This is a genomic window from Variovorax sp. (assembly GCF_965279555.1).
Classification (GTDB): domain Bacteria; phylum Pseudomonadota; class Gammaproteobacteria; order Burkholderiales; family Burkholderiaceae_C; genus Variovorax.
This window is the reverse complement of sequence record NZ_OZ257247.1, coordinates 1,723,351-1,740,025: the sequence shown is the minus strand read 5'-3', so window position 1 is coordinate 1,740,025 and position 16,675 is coordinate 1,723,351. Positions and strand designations below refer to the sequence as shown.

General features: G+C 65.9%; 12 protein-coding genes. 7 read left to right on the top strand and 5 right to left on the bottom strand.

Annotation, left to right across the window (positions count from 1 at the left end):
- Window positions 1–199: 199 nt before the first annotated feature.
- Window positions 200–775 (top strand): C40 family peptidase, encoded by a 576-nt coding sequence (locus ACQY8B_RS08320; protein ID WP_237674678.1) that lies wholly within the window; start codon window positions 200–202, stop codon window positions 773–775.
- 90 nt (window positions 776–865) lie between these two features.
- Here ACQY8B_RS08320 and lpdA read toward each other — a convergent pair whose 3' ends face one another.
- From lpdA to aceE, 4 genes are read right to left on the bottom strand one after another with little or no spacing between them, the layout of a single operon-like run.
- Complete coding sequence (gene lpdA, locus ACQY8B_RS08315) at window positions 866–2,704, bottom strand: dihydrolipoyl dehydrogenase (protein ID WP_422086268.1); 1,839 nt, start codon at window positions 2,702–2,704, stop codon at window positions 866–868.
- Window positions 2,701–3,294: an MFS transporter gene (locus ACQY8B_RS08310; RefSeq protein ID WP_422086267.1), complete on the bottom strand. Its 594-nt coding sequence runs from the start codon at window positions 3,292–3,294 to the stop codon at window positions 2,701–2,703. The genes lpdA and ACQY8B_RS08310 overlap by 4 nt, the downstream gene beginning before the upstream one ends.
- Complete coding sequence (gene aceF, locus ACQY8B_RS08305; RefSeq protein ID WP_422086266.1) at window positions 3,291–4,964, bottom strand: dihydrolipoyllysine-residue acetyltransferase; 1,674 nt, start codon at window positions 4,962–4,964, stop codon at window positions 3,291–3,293. Before aceF ends, ACQY8B_RS08310 begins: the two co-directional genes overlap by 4 nt.
- Window positions 4,965–5,015: 51 nt before the next feature.
- Window positions 5,016–7,730 carry a pyruvate dehydrogenase (acetyl-transferring), homodimeric type gene (aceE, locus tag ACQY8B_RS08300; RefSeq protein ID WP_422086265.1) on the bottom strand — a complete coding sequence of 905 codons (2,715 nt, stop codon included), beginning with the start codon at window positions 7,728–7,730 and terminating at the stop codon, window positions 5,016–5,018.
- 217 nt (window positions 7,731–7,947) lie between these two features.
- On the opposite strand from aceE, the gene ACQY8B_RS08295 reads away from it, so the two are divergent.
- From ACQY8B_RS08295 to ACQY8B_RS08275, 5 genes are all read left to right on the top strand, one after another.
- Window positions 7,948–10,488 (top strand): PAS domain-containing sensor histidine kinase, encoded by a 2,541-nt coding sequence (locus ACQY8B_RS08295; protein WP_422086264.1) that lies wholly within the window; start codon window positions 7,948–7,950, stop codon window positions 10,486–10,488.
- Window positions 10,485–11,117: a response regulator transcription factor gene (locus ACQY8B_RS08290; RefSeq protein WP_012747279.1), complete on the top strand. Its 633-nt coding sequence runs from the start codon at window positions 10,485–10,487 to the stop codon at window positions 11,115–11,117. The genes ACQY8B_RS08295 and ACQY8B_RS08290 overlap by 4 nt, the downstream gene beginning before the upstream one ends.
- 76 nt (window positions 11,118–11,193) lie before the next feature.
- A complete protein-coding gene (gene folD / locus ACQY8B_RS08285; RefSeq protein ID WP_422086263.1) occupies window positions 11,194–12,045 on the top strand; it encodes a bifunctional methylenetetrahydrofolate dehydrogenase/methenyltetrahydrofolate cyclohydrolase FolD in 852 nt (283 codons plus the stop codon).
- A gap of 5 nt (window positions 12,046–12,050) precedes the next feature.
- Window positions 12,051–14,120, top strand: a complete 2,070-nt coding sequence (locus ACQY8B_RS08280; protein ID WP_422086262.1) for a M3 family metallopeptidase — start codon at window positions 12,051–12,053, stop codon at window positions 14,118–14,120.
- Window positions 14,121–14,150: 30 nt separating this feature from the next.
- A complete protein-coding gene (locus ACQY8B_RS08275; protein WP_422086261.1) occupies window positions 14,151–14,798 on the top strand; it encodes a glutaredoxin family protein in 648 nt (215 codons plus the stop codon).
- A 33-nt stretch (window positions 14,799–14,831) separates the two neighbouring features.
- On the opposite strand, the gene rpiA is transcribed toward ACQY8B_RS08275, so the two are convergent.
- The gene (rpiA, locus tag ACQY8B_RS08270; RefSeq protein ID WP_422086260.1) at window positions 14,832–15,545 is read right to left on the bottom strand and encodes a ribose-5-phosphate isomerase RpiA; all 714 of its coding nucleotides are present in this window, start codon (window positions 15,543–15,545) and stop codon (window positions 14,832–14,834) included.
- 40 nt (window positions 15,546–15,585) lie between these two features.
- On the opposite strand from rpiA, the gene ACQY8B_RS08265 reads away from it, so the two are divergent.
- Window positions 15,586–16,665 (top strand): quinone-dependent dihydroorotate dehydrogenase, encoded by a 1,080-nt coding sequence (locus ACQY8B_RS08265; RefSeq protein WP_422086259.1) that lies wholly within the window; start codon window positions 15,586–15,588, stop codon window positions 16,663–16,665.
- Window positions 16,666–16,675: the final 10 nt, after the last annotated feature.

The following is a 16,675-nucleotide window of genomic DNA, read 5'->3' as shown; positions in this document are numbered from 1 at the left end:
ACCGGAATCAGCTTTCCCTGCTGTTCAGCTCGGCAACGAAGGCCCGTTTTATGACAACCACTTATGGACCATAAACGTTCACCGTTACATTTTTTCTTTGGCCGAATCGAAAAAATCCATGTAAATCAATGGTTTACGATGGCAATCGCTAATTCTGATTAAATTGACATAACCGCGCGTCATCAATATCCTACGCGCCATGCGTTTTTTCGTCCTACCCGCGTCCCTCCTGCTTGCCGTCGCTGCCCACGCAGCCCCTCAACAGGACCGATCTGACGACGAGATGGCCCGCATGCTTGCAGACAAAGGCCTGATCGGCCAGCTGCAGCAGGTGCGTCAAACAGTCTCCGAACGAACCTCCGACCTCGTGGTCACTGCCATCGGCTTCCTCGGCGTGCCCTATCGCCGTGGCGGCAACACGGCGGAAGCAGGCTTCGATTGCAGCGGCTTCGTTCGTGCCATGTATAACCAGACGGTGGGCCACATGCTCCCCCGTCGCGCCGAAGAGCAGGCCGCCGCCACCGAGAAGATCGACCGCGAGCAGCTCAAGCCCGGCGACCTCGTGTTCTTCAACACCATGCGCCGCGCCTTCAGCCATGTCGGCATCTACGTCGGCGAAGGCAAGTTCATCCACTCGCCGCGCTCCGGCGCCCAGGTTCGGGTGGAAGACATGAACGGCAGCTACTGGCAGCGCCGCTTCGACGGTGCCCGCCGCGTGCTGGCCGGTCCCACGGACGAAGTGAAGGCGGCAGCCGTCGCACACAGCGGCAACTGAGCCCCACCCTGGGAATCCAGGACGAAAAAAATCCCGCCGCGGCGGGATTTTTTCATGGGCGCTCGACAAGCGCCCTCTTCAAGCCGGAAATCAGCTCTTGCGGGCCGGCGGCAGATCGGTGCAGGTGCCGTGCGCCACTTCCGCCGCCATGCCGATGCTTTCGCCCAGCGTCGGGTGCGGGTGGATGGTCTTGCCGATGTCGATTTCGTCGGCGCCCATCTCGATGGCCAGCGCAATCTCGCCGAGCATGTCGCCGGCATGCGTGCCGACGATGCCGCCACCCAGGATGCGATGCGTCTCGGCGTCGAACAGCAGCTTGGTGAAGCCCTCGTCGCGGCCATTGGCGATGGCGCGGCCCGATGCCGACCACGGGAAGTGCCCCTTCTTGATCTTGATGCCCTCGGCCTTGGCCTGGTCCTCGGTCAGGCCGACCCATGCCACCTCGGGGTCGGTGTAGGCCACGCTCGGGATCACGCGGGCGTTGAAGGCTGCGCTGGACAGCTCCTTGTCGCCCTTCTGCTCACCCGCGATCACTTCGGCCGCCACGTGTGCCTCGTGCACCGCCTTGTGCGCCAGCATGGGCTGGCCCACGATGTCGCCGATGGCGAAGATGTGCGGCACGTTGGTGCGCATCTGGATGTCGACCGGAATGAAGCCTCGGTCGCTCACCGTGACGCCGGCCTTCTCGGCGCCGATGTTCTTGCCGTTGGGGCTGCGGCCCACGGCCTGCAGCACCAGGTCGTACACCTGCGGCTCCTTCGGCGCGTTCTCGCCCTCGAAGGTGACCTTGATGCCCTCCTTCGTGGCTTCGGCGCCGACCGTCTTGGTCTTGAGCATGATGTTGTCGAAGCGCGGCGCGTTCATCTTCTGCCAGACCTTGACCAGGTCGCGGTCGGCGCCCTGCATCAGACCGTCGAGCATTTCGACCACGTCCAGGCGCGCGCCCAGCGTCGAATACACCGTGCCCATCTCCAGGCCGATGATGCCGCCGCCCAGGATCAGCATGCGCTTGGGGTCCGTACCCATTTCGAGCGCGCCGGTCGAGTCGACCACGCGCGGGTCCTTCGGCATGAAGGGCAGGCTCACGGCCTGCGAGCCGGCCGCGATGATGGCGTTGCGGAACTTGACGGTCTGCTTGCTGCCGGTGGTGTCCCAGCTCGTGCCCGAGGTTTCGTCGACTTCGAGGTGGTACGGATCGATGAAATTGCCGACGCCGCGCAGCACCGTCACCTTGCGCATCTTGGCCATGGCCGTGAGGCCGCCGGTAAGCTTGCCCACCACCTTGTTCTTGTGGCCCAGCAGCTTGGCGCGGTCGACCGTCGGGGCGGCAAAGCTCACGCCCAGGTCGGCGAAGTGCTTGACCTCGTCCATGACGGAGGCCACGTGCAGCAGCGCCTTCGACGGGATGCAGCCGACGTTCAGGCACACGCCGCCGAGGGTGGCGTAGCGCTCGATCAGCACGACCTTCAGGCCGAGGTCGGCCGCGCGGAAGGCGGCCGAGTAGCCGCCAGGGCCGGCGCCGAGCACGACCACGTCGCATTCGACATCGACCTTGCCGCCGTAGCTCGACACGGCCACGGCCGCAGAGGCGGGAGCCGGAGCTGGTGCGGCCTTGGGCGCGGGGGCTGCATTGGGTGCGGCAGCGGCAGCGGGAGCCGGTGCTGCAGCGGCGGGTGCGGCCGCGGCGGCGCCGTCGACTTCCAGCGTCAGCACGACAGAGCCTTCCTTGACCTTGTCGCCCACCTTCACGGCCAGCGCCTTCACCACGCCGGCGGCGGACGACGGGATTTCCATCGAGGCCTTGTCCGATTCGACCGTGATCAGCGACTGCTCGGCCTTGACCGTGTCTCCGACATTGACCAGCACCTCGATCACCGCGACTTCGTCGAAGTCGCCGATGTCGGGCACCTTGATTTGTTGTTCGCTCATTTGGACACTTTCAGTTTGAGTGTGAGAACGTCGACCGGTGGGGCCGAATTGCGATCGAATTCGCAGGCGGCGGCAATGCCTGCCTCCGCCACTTCGCGCGAGGTGCGCGACTTGATGTCATAGGCCGCGTGCATGGCACCGAGCGCAAAGCTGCGTCCCGAGCCGATGGCCCAGAACTCCTTGAACTCGAACACCTCGCGGTAGCTGTAGATGCCGTAGATGCCGCTCGGGTTGGCCATCAGCATCGTGAACTGGCTCGACTCGTAGGGCTCGTGGTCGTCTTCCTTGGTCTGCATGAAGAACGAGTCCTTCAGCACCGGATGCAGCATCGTGAAGGTGCGGAAGATCTCGTGCTTGCTGCCGAACAGCAGCTTCTCGCGCGGTTGCGCGGCCAGCGCATGCTGCAGCACCAGGAAGTGCGCGGCGGCGCCGGCCATCGCGAACAGGCTGGTGCCCGCCGCGTCCTCGACGGTGAAGATCTTCTGGTTCGCCTCGGCGCGGTGCGAAAGCCGCGTGTCGCCGAAGGTCACCAGAGAATCGGCTGCCATCGTGACCTGGCCGCCCTTGCGGACAGCCACTACGGTGGTCATAGCAGGATTCGACGGTAGTCCGCGAGCACCTGGCCCAGGTAGGCGTTGAAACGCGCAGCCAGGGCGCCGTCGATCACGCGGTGGTCGTAAGACAGCGACATCGGCAGCGTCAGGCGCGGCACGAACTGCTTGCCGTCCCACACCGGCTTCATCTGGCCCTTGGAGAGGCCGAGGATGGCCACTTCAGGGGCGTTGATGATGGGCGTGAAGTGCGTGCCGCCGATGCCGCCGAGCGAGCTGATCGAGAAGCAGCCGCCTTGCATGTCGGCCGAACCGAGCTTGCCGTCGCGCGCCTTCTTGGCCAGTTCGCCCATCTCGGCGCTGATCTGCAGGATGCCCTTCTTGTCGGCATCTTTCAGCACCGGAACCACCAGGCCATTGGGCGTGTCCGCCGCGAAGCCGATGTTGTAGTACTGCTTGTAGACGAGCTGGTCGCCGTCCAGGCTGGTGTTGAACTCGGGGAATTTCTTCAGCGCCGCGACCACCGCCTTGATGACGAAAGCCAGCATCGTGACCTTGACGCCCGACTTCTCGTTCTCCTTGTTCGTGGAGACGCGGAAGGCTTCGAGCTCGGTGATGTCTGCTTCGTCGTTGTTGGTGACGTGCGGGATCATCACCCAGTTGCGATGCAGGTTGGCACCGCTGAGCTTCTTGATGCGCGACAGGTCCTTGCGCTCGACCGTGCCGAACTTGGTGAAGTCGACCTTCGGCCACGGAATGAGGCCCAGCGCGGCGTCGTCGCCGCCACCACCAGCCGGCGCCTTGGCTGCGGAAGCCTTGGTGCTGACCTGGCCACTCATCACGGCCTTGGTGAAGCTCTGAATGTCTTCCTGCGTGATGCGGCCCTTGAGGCCGGAACCCTTGACCTCTTCGAGCGGCACGCCGAGTTCGCGGGCGAACTTGCGCACCGACGGGGACGCGTGCGGCAGCTTGCCGCTGGGGGCGACGGTCGGGTCATGCGCAGCGGCGGCAGCGGCGGCAGCGGCAGGGCTCGCGGCGGGCGCCGGTGCGGCAGCGGCTGGCGCGGGTGCGCTGGCGGTTGCCGCGGCGGCAGCAGCGGCCTGTGCGGGCGCAGGCGCCGCGGCAGCGGTGCCTTCGAGCACGGCGATCAGGTCGCCGATGTTGACCGTGTCGCCGACCTTGACCTTGAGTTCCTTGAGCACGCCGGCCGCCGACGACGGAATTTCCATCGAAGCCTTGTCCGACTCCACCGTGATGAGCGACTGCTCGGCCTTGACCGTGTCGCCGACCTTCACGAGCAGCTCGATGACCGCGACGTCCTTGAAATCGCCGATGTCCGGCACCTTGACCTCGACCGGACCCGACGCCACCGCAGGCGCGGCAGCAGGGGCCGGCGCGGCGGCCGCGGGCGCAGGGGCGGCAGCAGCAGGAGCCGCCGCCGGGGCCGCAGCCGGTGCAGCAGCACCCGCTCCCTCGGCCTCGAGCACGAGCACCACCGAGCCCTCCTTCACCTTGCTGCCGACCTCGACCTTCAGCTCCTTGACCACACCGGCCGTGGACGACGGGATTTCCATCGACGCCTTGTCCGATTCCACCGTGATGAGCGACTGCTCGGCCTTGACCGTGTCGCCCACCTTCACAAGCACCTCGATCACCGCGACTTCATCGAAATCGCCGATGTCCGGCACCTTGACTTCCACTGCTGCCATATCGTTTGTCTCCCGCCGTGAGGCGCCGTTTCGTTCGTTGATTGTTGAGGGTCAGGCGTAAAGCGGGTTGACCTTGTCGACATTGATGCCGTACTTCTTGATCGCTTCCACCACCTTGGCCACCGGCACGGTGCCGTCTTCGCTCAGCGCCTTGAGCGCGGCCACCACGATGTAGTGGCGGTTGATCTCGAAGTGCTCGCGCAGCTTGTTGCGGAAGTCGCTGCGGCCGAAACCGTCGGTGCCCAGCACCTTGTAGGTGCGGCCCTTCGGGATGAAGGGGCGGATCTGCTCGGCGTAGGCCTTCATGTAGTCGGTCGATGCCACCACCGGGCCGGCGGTGGGCGCGAGCTGCTCGGCCACGAAAGGCACGCGCGGCGTCTGGTCGGGATGCAGCAGGTTCCAGCGGTCGGCGTCCTGGCCGTCGCGGGTCAGCTCGTTGAAGCTCGGGCAGCTCCACACGGAAGCCGACACGCCCCAATCCTTCTCCAGCAGTTCTTGCGCGGCAAAGCTCTCGCGCAGGATGGTGCCGCTGCCCAGCAGTTGCACCGTGGGTGCCTTGGCCTTGAGCGCGGGGCCCTGCTTCGACAGGTACATGCCCTTGATGATCTGCTCTTCGGTGCCGGGCTGCAGGCCGGGCATCGCGTAGTTCTCGTTGAGCAGCGTGATGTAGTAGTAGACGTTGTCCTGCTTCTCGACCATGCGCTTGAGGCCGTGGTGCAGGATCACGCCGACTTCATGCGCGAAGGTCGGGTCGTAGCTCACGCAGTTCGGGATGGTGTTGGCCAGGATGTGGCTGTGACCGTCTTCGTGCTGCAGGCCTTCGCCGTTCAGCGTGGTGCGCCCGGAGGTGCCGCCCAGCAGGAAGCCGCGGGCCTGCATGTCGCCGGCCGCCCAGGCCAGGTCGCCGATGCGCTGGAAGCCGAACATCGAGTAGTACACGTAGAACGGCACCATGATGCGGTTGTTCGTGCTGTACGACGTGGCCGCAGCGATCCAGCTCGACATGCCGCCGGCTTCGTTGATGCCTTCCTGCAGGATCTGGCCGGCCTTGTCTTCCTTGTAGTACATGACCTGGTCCTTGTCGACCGGGGTGTACTGCTGACCGTGCGGGTTGTAGATGCCGATCTGGCGGAACAGGCCTTCCATGCCGAAGGTGCGGGCCTCGTCCACCAGGATGGGCACCACGCGCGGGCCCAGCGCCTTGTCGCGCAGCAGCTGCGTGAGGAAGCGCACGTAGGCCTGCGTGGTCGAGATCTCGCGGCCCTCGGCCGTGGGCTCAATCACCGCCTTGAAGGTGTCGAGCGACGGCACCGTGAAGCTCTCGTCGGCCTTGACGCGGCGGTGCGGCAGGTAGCCGCCGAGGGCCTTGCGGCGCTCGTGCAGGTAGCGCATTTCCGGCGTGTCGTCGGCCGGCTTGTAGAACGGCAGCTCGGCGATCTGGCTGTCGGGAATCGGGATGTTGAAGCGGTCGCGGAAGGCCTTGATGTCTTCGTCGCCGAGCTTCTTGGTCTGGTGGACCGTGTTCTTGCCTTCGCCGATCTTGCCCATGCCGAAGCCCTTGACGGTCTTGACGAGCAGCACGGTGGGCTGGCCCTTGTGGTTCTGGGCCAAATGGAAGGCGGCGTACACCTTCTGCGAGTCATGGCCGCCGCGCTGCAGGTTCCAGACCTCGTCGTCGGTCATGTGCTCGACCATCTTCAGCGTGCGCGGATCGCGGCCGAAGAAGTTCTTGCGCACGTAGGCGCCGTCGTTGGCCTTGAACGACTGATAGTCGCCGTCGTTGCACTCCATCATGATCTTGCGCAGCGCGCCGTCATGGTCCTTCTCGAGCAGGGCGTCCCAGCCCTTGCCCCAGATCAGCTTGACGACGTTCCAGTTGGCGCCGCGGAACTCGCCTTCGAGCTCCTGGATGATCTTGCCGTTGCCGCGCACCGGGCCGTCCAGGCGCTGCAGGTTGCAGTTGATGACGAAGATCAGGTTGTCGAGGTTCTCGCGCGCCGCCAGGCCGATGGCGCCCAGCGATTCCACCTCGTCCATTTCACCGTCGCCGCAGAAGACCCACACCTTGCGGTTCTCGGTGTTGGCGATGCCGCGCGCATGCAGGTACTTGAGGAAGCGCGCCTGGTAGATCGCCATCAGTGGGCCGAGGCCCATCGAGACGGTGGGGAACTGCCAGAACTCCGGCATCAGCTTGGGATGCGGATAGCTCGACAAGCCCTTGCCGTCGACTTCCTGGCGGAAGTTGAGCAGCTGCTCTTCGGAGAGGCGGCCTTCGAGGTAGGCGCGGGCATAGATGCCGGGTGAAACGTGGCCCTGGATGTAGAGCAGGTCGCCGCCGTGGTTTTCGCTCTCGGCGTGCCAGAAGTGGTTGAAGCCGGCGCCGAACATGCTCGCCAGCGAGGCGAAGGAGCCGATGTGGCCGCCCAGGTCGCCGCCTTCGGCCGGATGGTGGCGGTTGGCCTTGACCACCATGGCCATCGCGTTCCAGCGCATGTAGGCGCGCAGGCGCTGTTCGATTTCGAGGTTGCCGGGGCTGCGAGCCTCCTGCGAAGGCTCGATGGTGTTGACATAGCCCGTGTTGGCCGAGAACGGCATGTCGACCGTGTTCTGGCGGGCATGTTCGAGCAGTTGCTCGAGAAGGAAGTGGGCCCGCTCGGGACCCTCGCTCTGGATGACGGAGGACAGTGCATCCATCCATTCACGGGTCTCCTGGGCGTCCGCGTCATTCGCGGCCGAGCCGAACAGGTTCTCGGGATTTGCCGACATGCTTGTCTCTCCTTTTAGGGCTGTGGCGGTAATTTAGTGCGCTATGCGATCAGCGCGGCGGAGTTTCTCATAGAAATATTCAAATTTCAAATAGTGCTTTATGATTTCTTAATGTGATATTTCAGTGACTTCCGGCAACCGAGTCGAACCACGCCGGCACCCATGCCACCGCCGCATTCCAGTCGCTGCCAAGGGGGCCATCACCTAAACTCGGGCCATGCCTCTTTCTTCCCCGCTGGCGGTTGCCCGCAGTGCCGTGAACGCCTCGCCCCTCTCCTGGTGGCGCAGGTGGTGGCGCAAGCAGACGCCGGTGCTGCAGGACGCAGTCGCGATGCTCGCGCCGATGGCCGCCGTGCTGCTCTTTCTCGCGGCCATCGTGTCGGCCTTCTGGTATCTGCGCACCGAGGAGGTCGAGCGCGAGCAGGAGTCGGTCCGCCGCGACGTCGAATACGCACAGCAGCGCATGCGCCTGAGGCTGCTCGAGCGGCAGGAGCAACTGATGCGCATCGCGCGCGACGCCTCCAACCGCGAGATCGACCCGATCGAATTCACCAGCCGCGCCGAGTCGCTGGTGAGCCAGTTCCCCGAGCTGCAGACCATCACATGGATCGATGACCGCCGCCGCTTCAAGGCCGGCTACGCCGCGCCAAGCGTGCATCCGGCGCAGCAGCACCTGATCGGCGACGTGCTGCGCCCCGGCGACATCGAAAGCAACTACGCGCTGGCGCGGGAGTTGCGCCAGCCGGTGTACTCGCAGCCGGTGGCCGGCGGCGATCCTCCGGCGATGCTGCAACTGCACATTCCCCTGTTCGACCAGGGCCTGTTCGCGGGCGTGGTGCTCGGCGAGTTCTCGGTCGACGGCCTGCTGCGCTACGGCATGCCGTCCGAGGTGCAGGCGCGCTACGCGGTGTCGCTGCTCGACGCCAAGGGCCGCGTGATCGCCGGCAACACCACCAACCTGAAGGACAGCGGCACCCGGCTGCTGCCCTGGACCGAGCGCACCAACGAATACGAAGTGCCGGTGTCTCCGGTCGGCAACGCGCTGGTGCTGCGGGCGCAGGCCTACCGCACTTCACAGGGCGTGGTCGGCAATGGGCTGTTCTGGCTGGTCTGCGCGCTCAGCGTGCTCACGAGCTGGATGCTGATCGGCACCTGGCGCCACACGCGCCGACGGCTGCAGGCGCAACAACGGCTGGTGGCCGAGACCAACTTCCGCCGGGCCATGGAAAACTCCATGCTGACCGGCATGCGGGTGCTCGACCTGCAGGGCCGTATCACCTACGTGAACGCCGCGTTCTGTGCGATGACGGGCTGGAGCGAGGAAGAGCTGGTCGGCCAATCACCGCCCTTCCCCTACTGGCTCGAATCCGACCGCGAGGTGATGAACGAGCGGCTCGAAGAAGAACTGCACGGCCGCGCCCTGCCCGGCGGCTTCCAGGTGCGGGTGAAGCGCAAGAACGGCAGCGTGTTCAACGCGCGTCTGTACGTGTCGCCGCTGATCGACGCGCGCGGCCACCAGACCGGCTGGATGACGTCGATGACCGACATCACCGAGCCCACGCGCATCCGGGAGCAGCTCTCTGCTTCCTACGAGCGCTTCACGACGGTGCTCGAGGCACTGGACGCGGCCGTGTCGGTGGCGCCCATCGGCTCCGAGGAACTGCTGTTCGCCAACAAGCTGTACCGCCTCTGGTTCGGCTCCGACACCGTGGGCCACCTCGGCATGGTCGCGCAGGCCGGTGTGCCGGCGTCGAACGCGCATGACGAGGGCCTGGACGACGTCGACCCCTACGCAGGCCTGCCGATCGACACGCTCACCGCCGCGCAGACCGCCAACAACGAGATCTTCGTGCCGCACCTGGGCAAGTGGCTCGAAGTGCGCTCGCGGTACCTGACCTGGGTGGACGGCCGCCTTGCCCAGCTCGTGATCGCGACAGACATCACGCCCCGCCGCGACGCCGAGGAACAGGCCGCCGCGCAGGCCGACAAGGCCCAGGCCGCCAGCCGCCTCATCACGATGGGCGAAATGGCGTCGAGCGTGGCGCACGAGCTCAACCAGCCGCTGACCGCCATCACCAACTACTGCAACGGGATGATGTCGCGCATCAAGGGGCAGACGATCGACACCGAGGCGCTGCTTGCTGCCCTGGAAAAGACGTCGAAGCAGGCCCAGCGCGCGGGCCAGATCATCCAGCGCATCCGTTCCTTCGTGAAGCGCAGCGAGCCCAACCGCACGCCGGCCGACGTGGCCACCATGGTGAGCGAGGCGGTCGAACTCGCCGGCATCGAGCTGCGCCGGCGCAACGTGCGCCTGAACCACTACGTGGCGGCACGGCTGCCGGTGGTGCGCGTCGACCCGATCCTCATCGAGCAGGTGATGGTCAACCTGCTGAAGAATGCGGCCGAATCCATCGACATCGCGGACCGCCCGCTGGCGCGCCGCAGCGTCGAGCTGCGGGTGCTGCCCAAGGTGATCGAGGGCCACAACGCCATCGAATTCTCGGTGCAGGACACCGGCAAGGGCCTGGCCCCGGAAGTGATGGACCGGCTCTACGAGGCCTTCTTCTCCACCAAGCCCGAAGGCATGGGCATCGGGCTCAATTTGTGCCGCACCATCGTCGAGTCGCATCGCGGCCGGATGCAGGCGGAGAACATCTACAATGGTCCGGATGTGATCGGATGCCGTTTTTCCTTCTGGATTCCGGTGTTGGACGCTATCAGTTCCGTAGCTAGCGACGAGGCAAAGGTACCTGCATGAGTTTGATTCCGAAGAAGGGCACGGTCTATGTCGTCGACGACGACGAAGCCGTACGCGATTCGCTGCAATGGCTGCTCGAAGGCAAGGACTACAGAGTCCGCTGCTTCGATTCCGCCGAATCCTTTCTCTCCCGATACGACCCGCGCGAAGTCGCCTGTTTGATCGTCGACATCCGCATGGCCGGCATGACCGGCCTCGAACTGCAGGATCGGCTGATCGAGAGGCGCTCCCCGCTGCCGATCGTGGTCATCACCGGCCACGGCGACGTACCGATGGCCGTCGACAGCATGAAGAAGGGCGCCATGGATTTCATCCAGAAGCCCTTCAACGACGAGGAACTCGTCACGCTGGTCGAGCGCATGCTCGAACATGCGCGCGGCGCCTTCACGCAGCACCAGCAGTCGGCCAGCCGCGACGCGCTGCTGTCCAAGCTCACCGGCCGCGAGGCGCAGGTGCTCGAGCGCATCGTCGCCGGCCGCCTGAACAAGCAGATCGCCGACGACCTGGGCATCAGCATCAAGACGGTCGAGGCGCACCGCGCCAACATCATGGAAAAGCTCAACGCCAACACCGTGGCCGACCTGCTGAAGATCGCACTCGGACAAGCGGCCCCCGCGGCCAAGGCCTAGAAGCTATCCCTGCGATAGCGATGAATGACCCCCACGCCTGCGCAAGCGGGCGTTTTTACTTGGAAGATCGAAACCGATGACCGCCCAACTGATCGACGGCAACGCCCTCGCCCAAACCATTCGCGCCGAAGTTGCCGGCCGCACCGCCGCACTCAAGGCCAAAGGCGTGAACCCGGCCCTTTCCATCATCCTCGTGGGCGAAGACCCGGCGAGCCAGGTCTATACGAAGCACAAGGTCAACGACAGCGCCCAGACCGGCCTTGCCGCCACGCTGGAGACCTACCCCGCCGACATGACCGAGGCCGACCTGCTGGCCCGCATCCGCACGCTCAACGACGACCCGAAGGTACACGGCATCCTGGTCCAGCTGCCGCTGCCGAAGCACATGGACAGCCAGAAGGTCATCGAGACGATCTCTCCCGCCAAGGACGTGGACGGCTTCCACGTTGCCAGCGCCGGCGCGCTGATGACCGGTGCCCCCGGCTTCTGGCCCTGCACGCCGCACGGCTGCATGAAGATGCTCGAATCCATCGGCTACGACCTGCGCGGCAAGCACGCCGTGGTCATCGGGCGCAGCAACATCGTCGGCAAGCCGATGGCCATGATGCTGCTGGCCAAGAGCGCCACCGTGACCATCTGCCACAGCGCCACGCAAGACCTGGGCGCCATCACGCGCCAGGCCGACGTGATCGTCGCGGCGGTGGGCAGGCGCAATCTCCTGACCGCCGACATGGTGAAGCCCGGCGCGGTGGTCATCGACGTTGGCATGAACCGCAAGGAAGACGGCAAGCTCGCCGGCGACGTCGATTTCGACGGCGTCAAGGAAGTAGCCGGCTGGATCACACCCGTGCCCGGCGGCGTCGGCCCCATGACGCGCGCCATGCTGCTCGCCAACACCCTTGAAGCGGCCGAACGCGCCGCCAAGTAACTTCCATGGCCATGACGAACAACCCCCTCCTCGATTTCACCGATCTCCCGCTGTTCGACCAGATCAAGCCGGAACACGTCGCACCAGCCGTGGACACGCTGCTGGCCGAAGGCGAGGCCAATCTGGAAACAGTGGTCGCGCCCGAATTTCCCGCCGAATGGGTCGCGATCTCGCGCGTGCTCGATGTCGGCGGCGAGCGCTTCACACGCGCCTGGGGCGCCGTCAGCCACCTGAACGCTGTCGCGGACACGCCCGAACTGCGCGCCGCCTACAACGAAGCCATGCCCCGCGTCACCGCCTTCTGGACCCGCGTAGGCTCCGACGAGCGGCTCTACGCCAAGTACAAGGCCATCGACGTCGCCACGCTCAACGCCGAACAGCGCCAGGCCCATCGCAATGCCGTGCGCAACTTCGTGCTGGGCGGCGCCGAACTGCAGGGCGAGGCCAAGAAGCGCTTCGCCGACATCCAGGAGCGCCAGGCCGAGCTGAGCCAGAAGTTCAGCGAGAACGCCCTCGACGCCACCGACGCCTTTGCCTACTACGCCTCTCTCGGCGAGCTCGAAGGCGTGCCCGATGACGTGGTGAGCGCCGCCCGCGCAGCCGCCGAAGCCGACGGCAAGGAAGGCTACAAGCTCACGCTCAAGATGCCGTGCTACCTGCCGGTGATGCAGTTCGCCAAGAGCACCGCGCTGCGCGAAAAGCTCTACCGCGCCTATGTCACCCGCGCCAGCGAGTTCGGCGACGCCGCCTTCGACAACACCCCGCTGATCACGGAGATCCTTGCGCTGCGCGAGGAAGAAGCCAAGCTGCTGGGCTACAGGAATTTCGGCGAACTGTCGGTCGTGCCGAAGATGGCCGAATCGCCCGAGCAGGTCGTCAAGTTCCTGCGCGACCTCGCAGCCAAGGCCAAGCCCTATGGCGAACGCGATCTGGCCGACCTGCGCGTCTTCGCGGCCGAGCAGTTGGGCATCACCGACCCGCAGCCCTGGGACTGGACCTACATCGGCGAGAAGCTGAAGGAAGCGCGCTACGCTTTCAGCGAGCAGGAGGTGAAGCAGTACTTCCCGGCGCCGAAGGTCATGGCCGGCCTGTTCAAGATCGTCGAGACGCTGTTCGAAGTGTCGATCCGCCGCGACAGCGCGCCTGTGTGGCACCCGAGCGTCGAGTTCTACCGCATCGAGCGCCAAACCCCTCAGGGCGTCCAGAAGGTGGGCCAGTTCTACCTCGACCCATCCGCCCGCGCCGCCAAGCGCGGCGGCGCCTGGATGGACGACGTGCGCGCCCGCTGGCTGCGCCCCGACAACGGCGTGCTGCAGACGCCGGTCGCGCAGTTGGTGTGCAACTTCGCCAGCGGCGTCGACGGCAAGCCGCCGCTGCTCACGCACGACGACGTGACCACCCTCTTCCACGAATTCGGCCACGGCCTGCACCACATGCTCACGCAGGTGAACGAGCGCGACGTCTCGGGCATCAGCGGCGTCGAGTGGGACGCGGTCGAGCTGCCGAGCCAGTTCATGGAAAACTTCTGCTGGGAGTGGGACGTGCTCAAGCACATGACCGCCCATGTCGACACCGGCGAGCCGCTGCCGCGCGCGCTGTTCGACAAGATGACGGCCGCCAAGAACTTCCAGAGCGGCCTGCAGACGCTGCGCCAGATCGAGTTCTCGCTGTTCGACATGCTGCTGCACACCGAGTACCACGCCGCTGATGCCAAGCCCGGCGACGTGATGGCGCTTCTCGGCAAGGTGCGCACCGAAGTGGCGGTGATGCCCTCGCCGCCGTTCAGCCGCACGCCGAATACTTTCAGCCACATTTTCTCGGGCGGCTATGCGGCCGGCTACTACAGCTACAAGTGGGCCGAGGTGCTGAGCGCCGACGCCTACGCGGCCTTCGAGGAAACCGTGGGTGCCGACGGCGAGCCGAACATCGAGACCGGCCGCAAGTACCGCCAGGCCATCCTCGAAGCCGGCGGCAGCCGCAGCGCGATGGATTCGTTCAAGGCCTTCCGCGGCCGCGAGCCCCAGCTTGATGCGCTGCTGCGACATCAGGGCATGGCCGAGGCCCAGCCCGCTTGATGCGGCGCTGAAGCTTGCGATACTCGGGCGATGCATCCGACCCCTTACAAATTCTCACTGCATCGCCTGATCGGTCTGGCCCTCGTGTTCGCCGCCGCGAGCACAACGGCGCAGACCATCTACCGCCAGGTGGACAAGAACGGCAAGGTCACCTTCTCGGACCGTGCACCGACTGCCGACTCAGGGGCGGCTTCGGGCCCGCAAGGCGGTGTCACCACGCCGCCCAATGCAGGGCTGCCCTACGAACTGCGGCAGGTGGCACAGCGATATCCGGTCACGCTGTACAGCGGCGAAGAGTGCTCGCCCTGCGGTGCCGCTCGCTCCTTGCTCACGACGCGCGGCATTCCGTTCGACGAGCGCACCGTCAAGAGCAACGAGGAAATCGAAGCGCTGCAGCGCTTGAGCGGCCAGACTGCGCTGCCGTTGCTGACCATCGGATCGCAGCAGCTCAAGGGTTTCTCGGACGTCGAATGGTCGCAGTACCTCGACGCGGCCGGCTACCCCAAGAGCAACAGCCTTCCCGCCGGCTACCGCAACGGCCCGGCACGGCCGCTGGTCGCGCAGCAGGCGGCGCCCGCCGCCCGCACGCCGGCCGCATCATCCGCCGCGCAACCGGCCTCGCCAGCGCCCGCGTCGAGCGAGCCGGGGCCGAGCAACCCGGCCGGCATCAAGTTCTGAGCTGGAAGCCTGGGCGCCGTTTGTTGTTCGCCCTCAGGCGAACGTCATCGTCTTCACGCCCGTCGCGGTGCCCAGCAGGCACACGTCGGCCTTCTGATGCGCGAAGACGCCGACCGTCACCACGCCCGGCCACTGGCTCACCTCGGACTCGAAAGCCAGCGGATCGCCGATCCGCAAGCCGGTCACGTCGACGATGTGCTGGCCGTTGTCCGTCACCAGCGGCAGGCCATCCTTCTCGCGCACCTGGGCGATACCGCCCATGGCCTCGAACTGGCGCATCACGCGGCGCGCGGCCATCGGAATCACTTCCACCGGCAGCGGGAAGGCGCCCAGCGTTTCCACCAGCTTGGACGCATCGGCGATGCAGATGAACTTGCGCGACTGGGCCGCGACGATCTTCTCGCGCGTGAGTGCCGCGCCGCCCCCCTTCACCATGAAGCCGCGGTGGTCGATTTCGTCGGCACCGTCGATGTAGACGGCCAGTTCTTCCACCTCGTTGCTGTCGAACACCGGGATGCCCAGCGCCCGCAGGCGCTCGGTCGAGGCCACCGAGCTGGAGACGGCGCCCTTGATCTGGTCCTTGATCGTGGCCAGCGCGTCGATGAACTTGTTCACTGTCGAGCCGGTGCCGACCCCGACGATCTCGCCCTTGACCACGTAGGCCAGCGCGGCGTGGCCGACCAGGGCCTTGAGTTCGTCCTGGGACAGGGTGCCGGAAACGGGGGTTGGGGAGGCGGGTGCGGTCATCGCGGAGAATCCTTGGCTCATTGAAGTCGAGAATTATCCGATGCCCCTGCTGATGCCCTCTTCGCTCTACGGCCTGGCCCGCCCTTTCCTGTTCGGCTTCGACCCCGAGCACGCCCATGAACTGACCCTCGACGGACTCGCGCGCACCCAGAACACGCCCCTGGCCTGCGCTTATTCGGCACCGCGCGTCAGCGATCCCATCCAGCTTGCGGGGCTGAGCTTTCCGAACCGCGTGGGCCTGGCGGCCGGGCTCGACAAGAACGCCCGCTGCATCGACGCCTTCGCGGCCATGGGCTTCGGATTCGTCGAAGTGGGCACGGTCACGCCGAAGGGCCAGCCGGGCAACCCCAAGCCGCGCATGTTCCGCCTGCCGCAGCGCGACGCGCTGATCAACCGGCTGGGTTTCAACAACGAAGGACTCGACGCCTTCCTTGCGAACGTGCAGAAGGCGCGCTTCCGCACGGCGGGCGGCGCGGCCAAACCACCGATGCTGCTGGGCCTGAACATCGGCAAGAACGCCGCCACGCCGATCGAGCGCGCGGTGGACGACTACCTCGCCTGCCTCGACGGCGTGTACCCACATGCCGACTACGTGACGATCAACATCTCCAGCCCCAACACCGCGAACCTGCGCTCGCTGCAGAGCGACGAGGCGCTCGATGCCCTGCTCGGCGCCGTGGCCGAGCGCCGCGAGGCACTGGCCACGCGCCATGCCAAGCGGTCGCCGCTGTTCGTGAAGATCGCTCCGGACCTCGACGAAACCCAGGTCGCGGTCATTGCAGCCACCCTGAAGCGCCACGGCATGGACGGTGTGATCGCCACCAACACCACGCTGGCGCGCGACGCGGTGAAGGGCCTGCCGCATGCGGAGGAAGCGGGCGGACTTTCAGGTGCCCCGGTGCGGGAAGCAAGCAACCGCGTGATCGCGCAACTGCGCGCCGCCCTGGGCTCTGGTTTTCCGATCATCGGGGTGGGCGGCATCCTGAGCGGGGCCGATGCCAAGGCCAAGATCGCCGCCGGCGCTGACGTGGTGCAGATCTACACCGGGTTGATCTATCGCGGACCCGGGCTGGTCCGCGAAGCGGCTCAGGCGCTGCTGCGAGATCGCAGCAAGGCCTGAGTCTTTTCGG

Excerpts from the sequence above, each read along its gene's own strand:
- ACQY8B_RS08320 (WP_237674678.1), top strand. The coding sequence starts at position 200 with ATGCGTTTTTTCGTCCTACCCGCGTCCCTCCTGCTTGCCGTCGCTGCC.
- lpdA (WP_422086268.1), bottom strand. The coding sequence starts at position 2,704 with ATGAGCGAACAACAAATCAAGGTGCCCGACATCGGCGACTTCGACGAA.
- ACQY8B_RS08310 (WP_422086267.1), bottom strand. The coding sequence starts at position 3,294 with ATGACCACCGTAGTGGCTGTCCGCAAGGGCGGCCAGGTCACGATGGCA.
- aceF (WP_422086266.1), bottom strand. The coding sequence starts at position 4,964 with ATGGCAGCAGTGGAAGTCAAGGTGCCGGACATCGGCGATTTCGATGAA.
- aceE (WP_422086265.1), bottom strand. The coding sequence starts at position 7,730 with ATGTCGGCAAATCCCGAGAACCTGTTCGGCTCGGCCGCGAATGACGCG.
- ACQY8B_RS08295 (WP_422086264.1), top strand. The coding sequence starts at position 7,948 with ATGCCTCTTTCTTCCCCGCTGGCGGTTGCCCGCAGTGCCGTGAACGCC.
- ACQY8B_RS08290 (WP_012747279.1), top strand. The coding sequence starts at position 10,485 with ATGAGTTTGATTCCGAAGAAGGGCACGGTCTATGTCGTCGACGACGAC.
- folD (WP_422086263.1), top strand. The coding sequence starts at position 11,194 with ATGACCGCCCAACTGATCGACGGCAACGCCCTCGCCCAAACCATTCGC.
- ACQY8B_RS08280 (WP_422086262.1), top strand. The coding sequence starts at position 12,051 with ATGGCCATGACGAACAACCCCCTCCTCGATTTCACCGATCTCCCGCTG.
- ACQY8B_RS08275 (WP_422086261.1), top strand. The coding sequence starts at position 14,151 with ATGCATCCGACCCCTTACAAATTCTCACTGCATCGCCTGATCGGTCTG.
- rpiA (WP_422086260.1), bottom strand. The coding sequence starts at position 15,545 with ATGACCGCACCCGCCTCCCCAACCCCCGTTTCCGGCACCCTGTCCCAG.
- ACQY8B_RS08265 (WP_422086259.1), top strand. The coding sequence starts at position 15,586 with ATGCCCCTGCTGATGCCCTCTTCGCTCTACGGCCTGGCCCGCCCTTTC.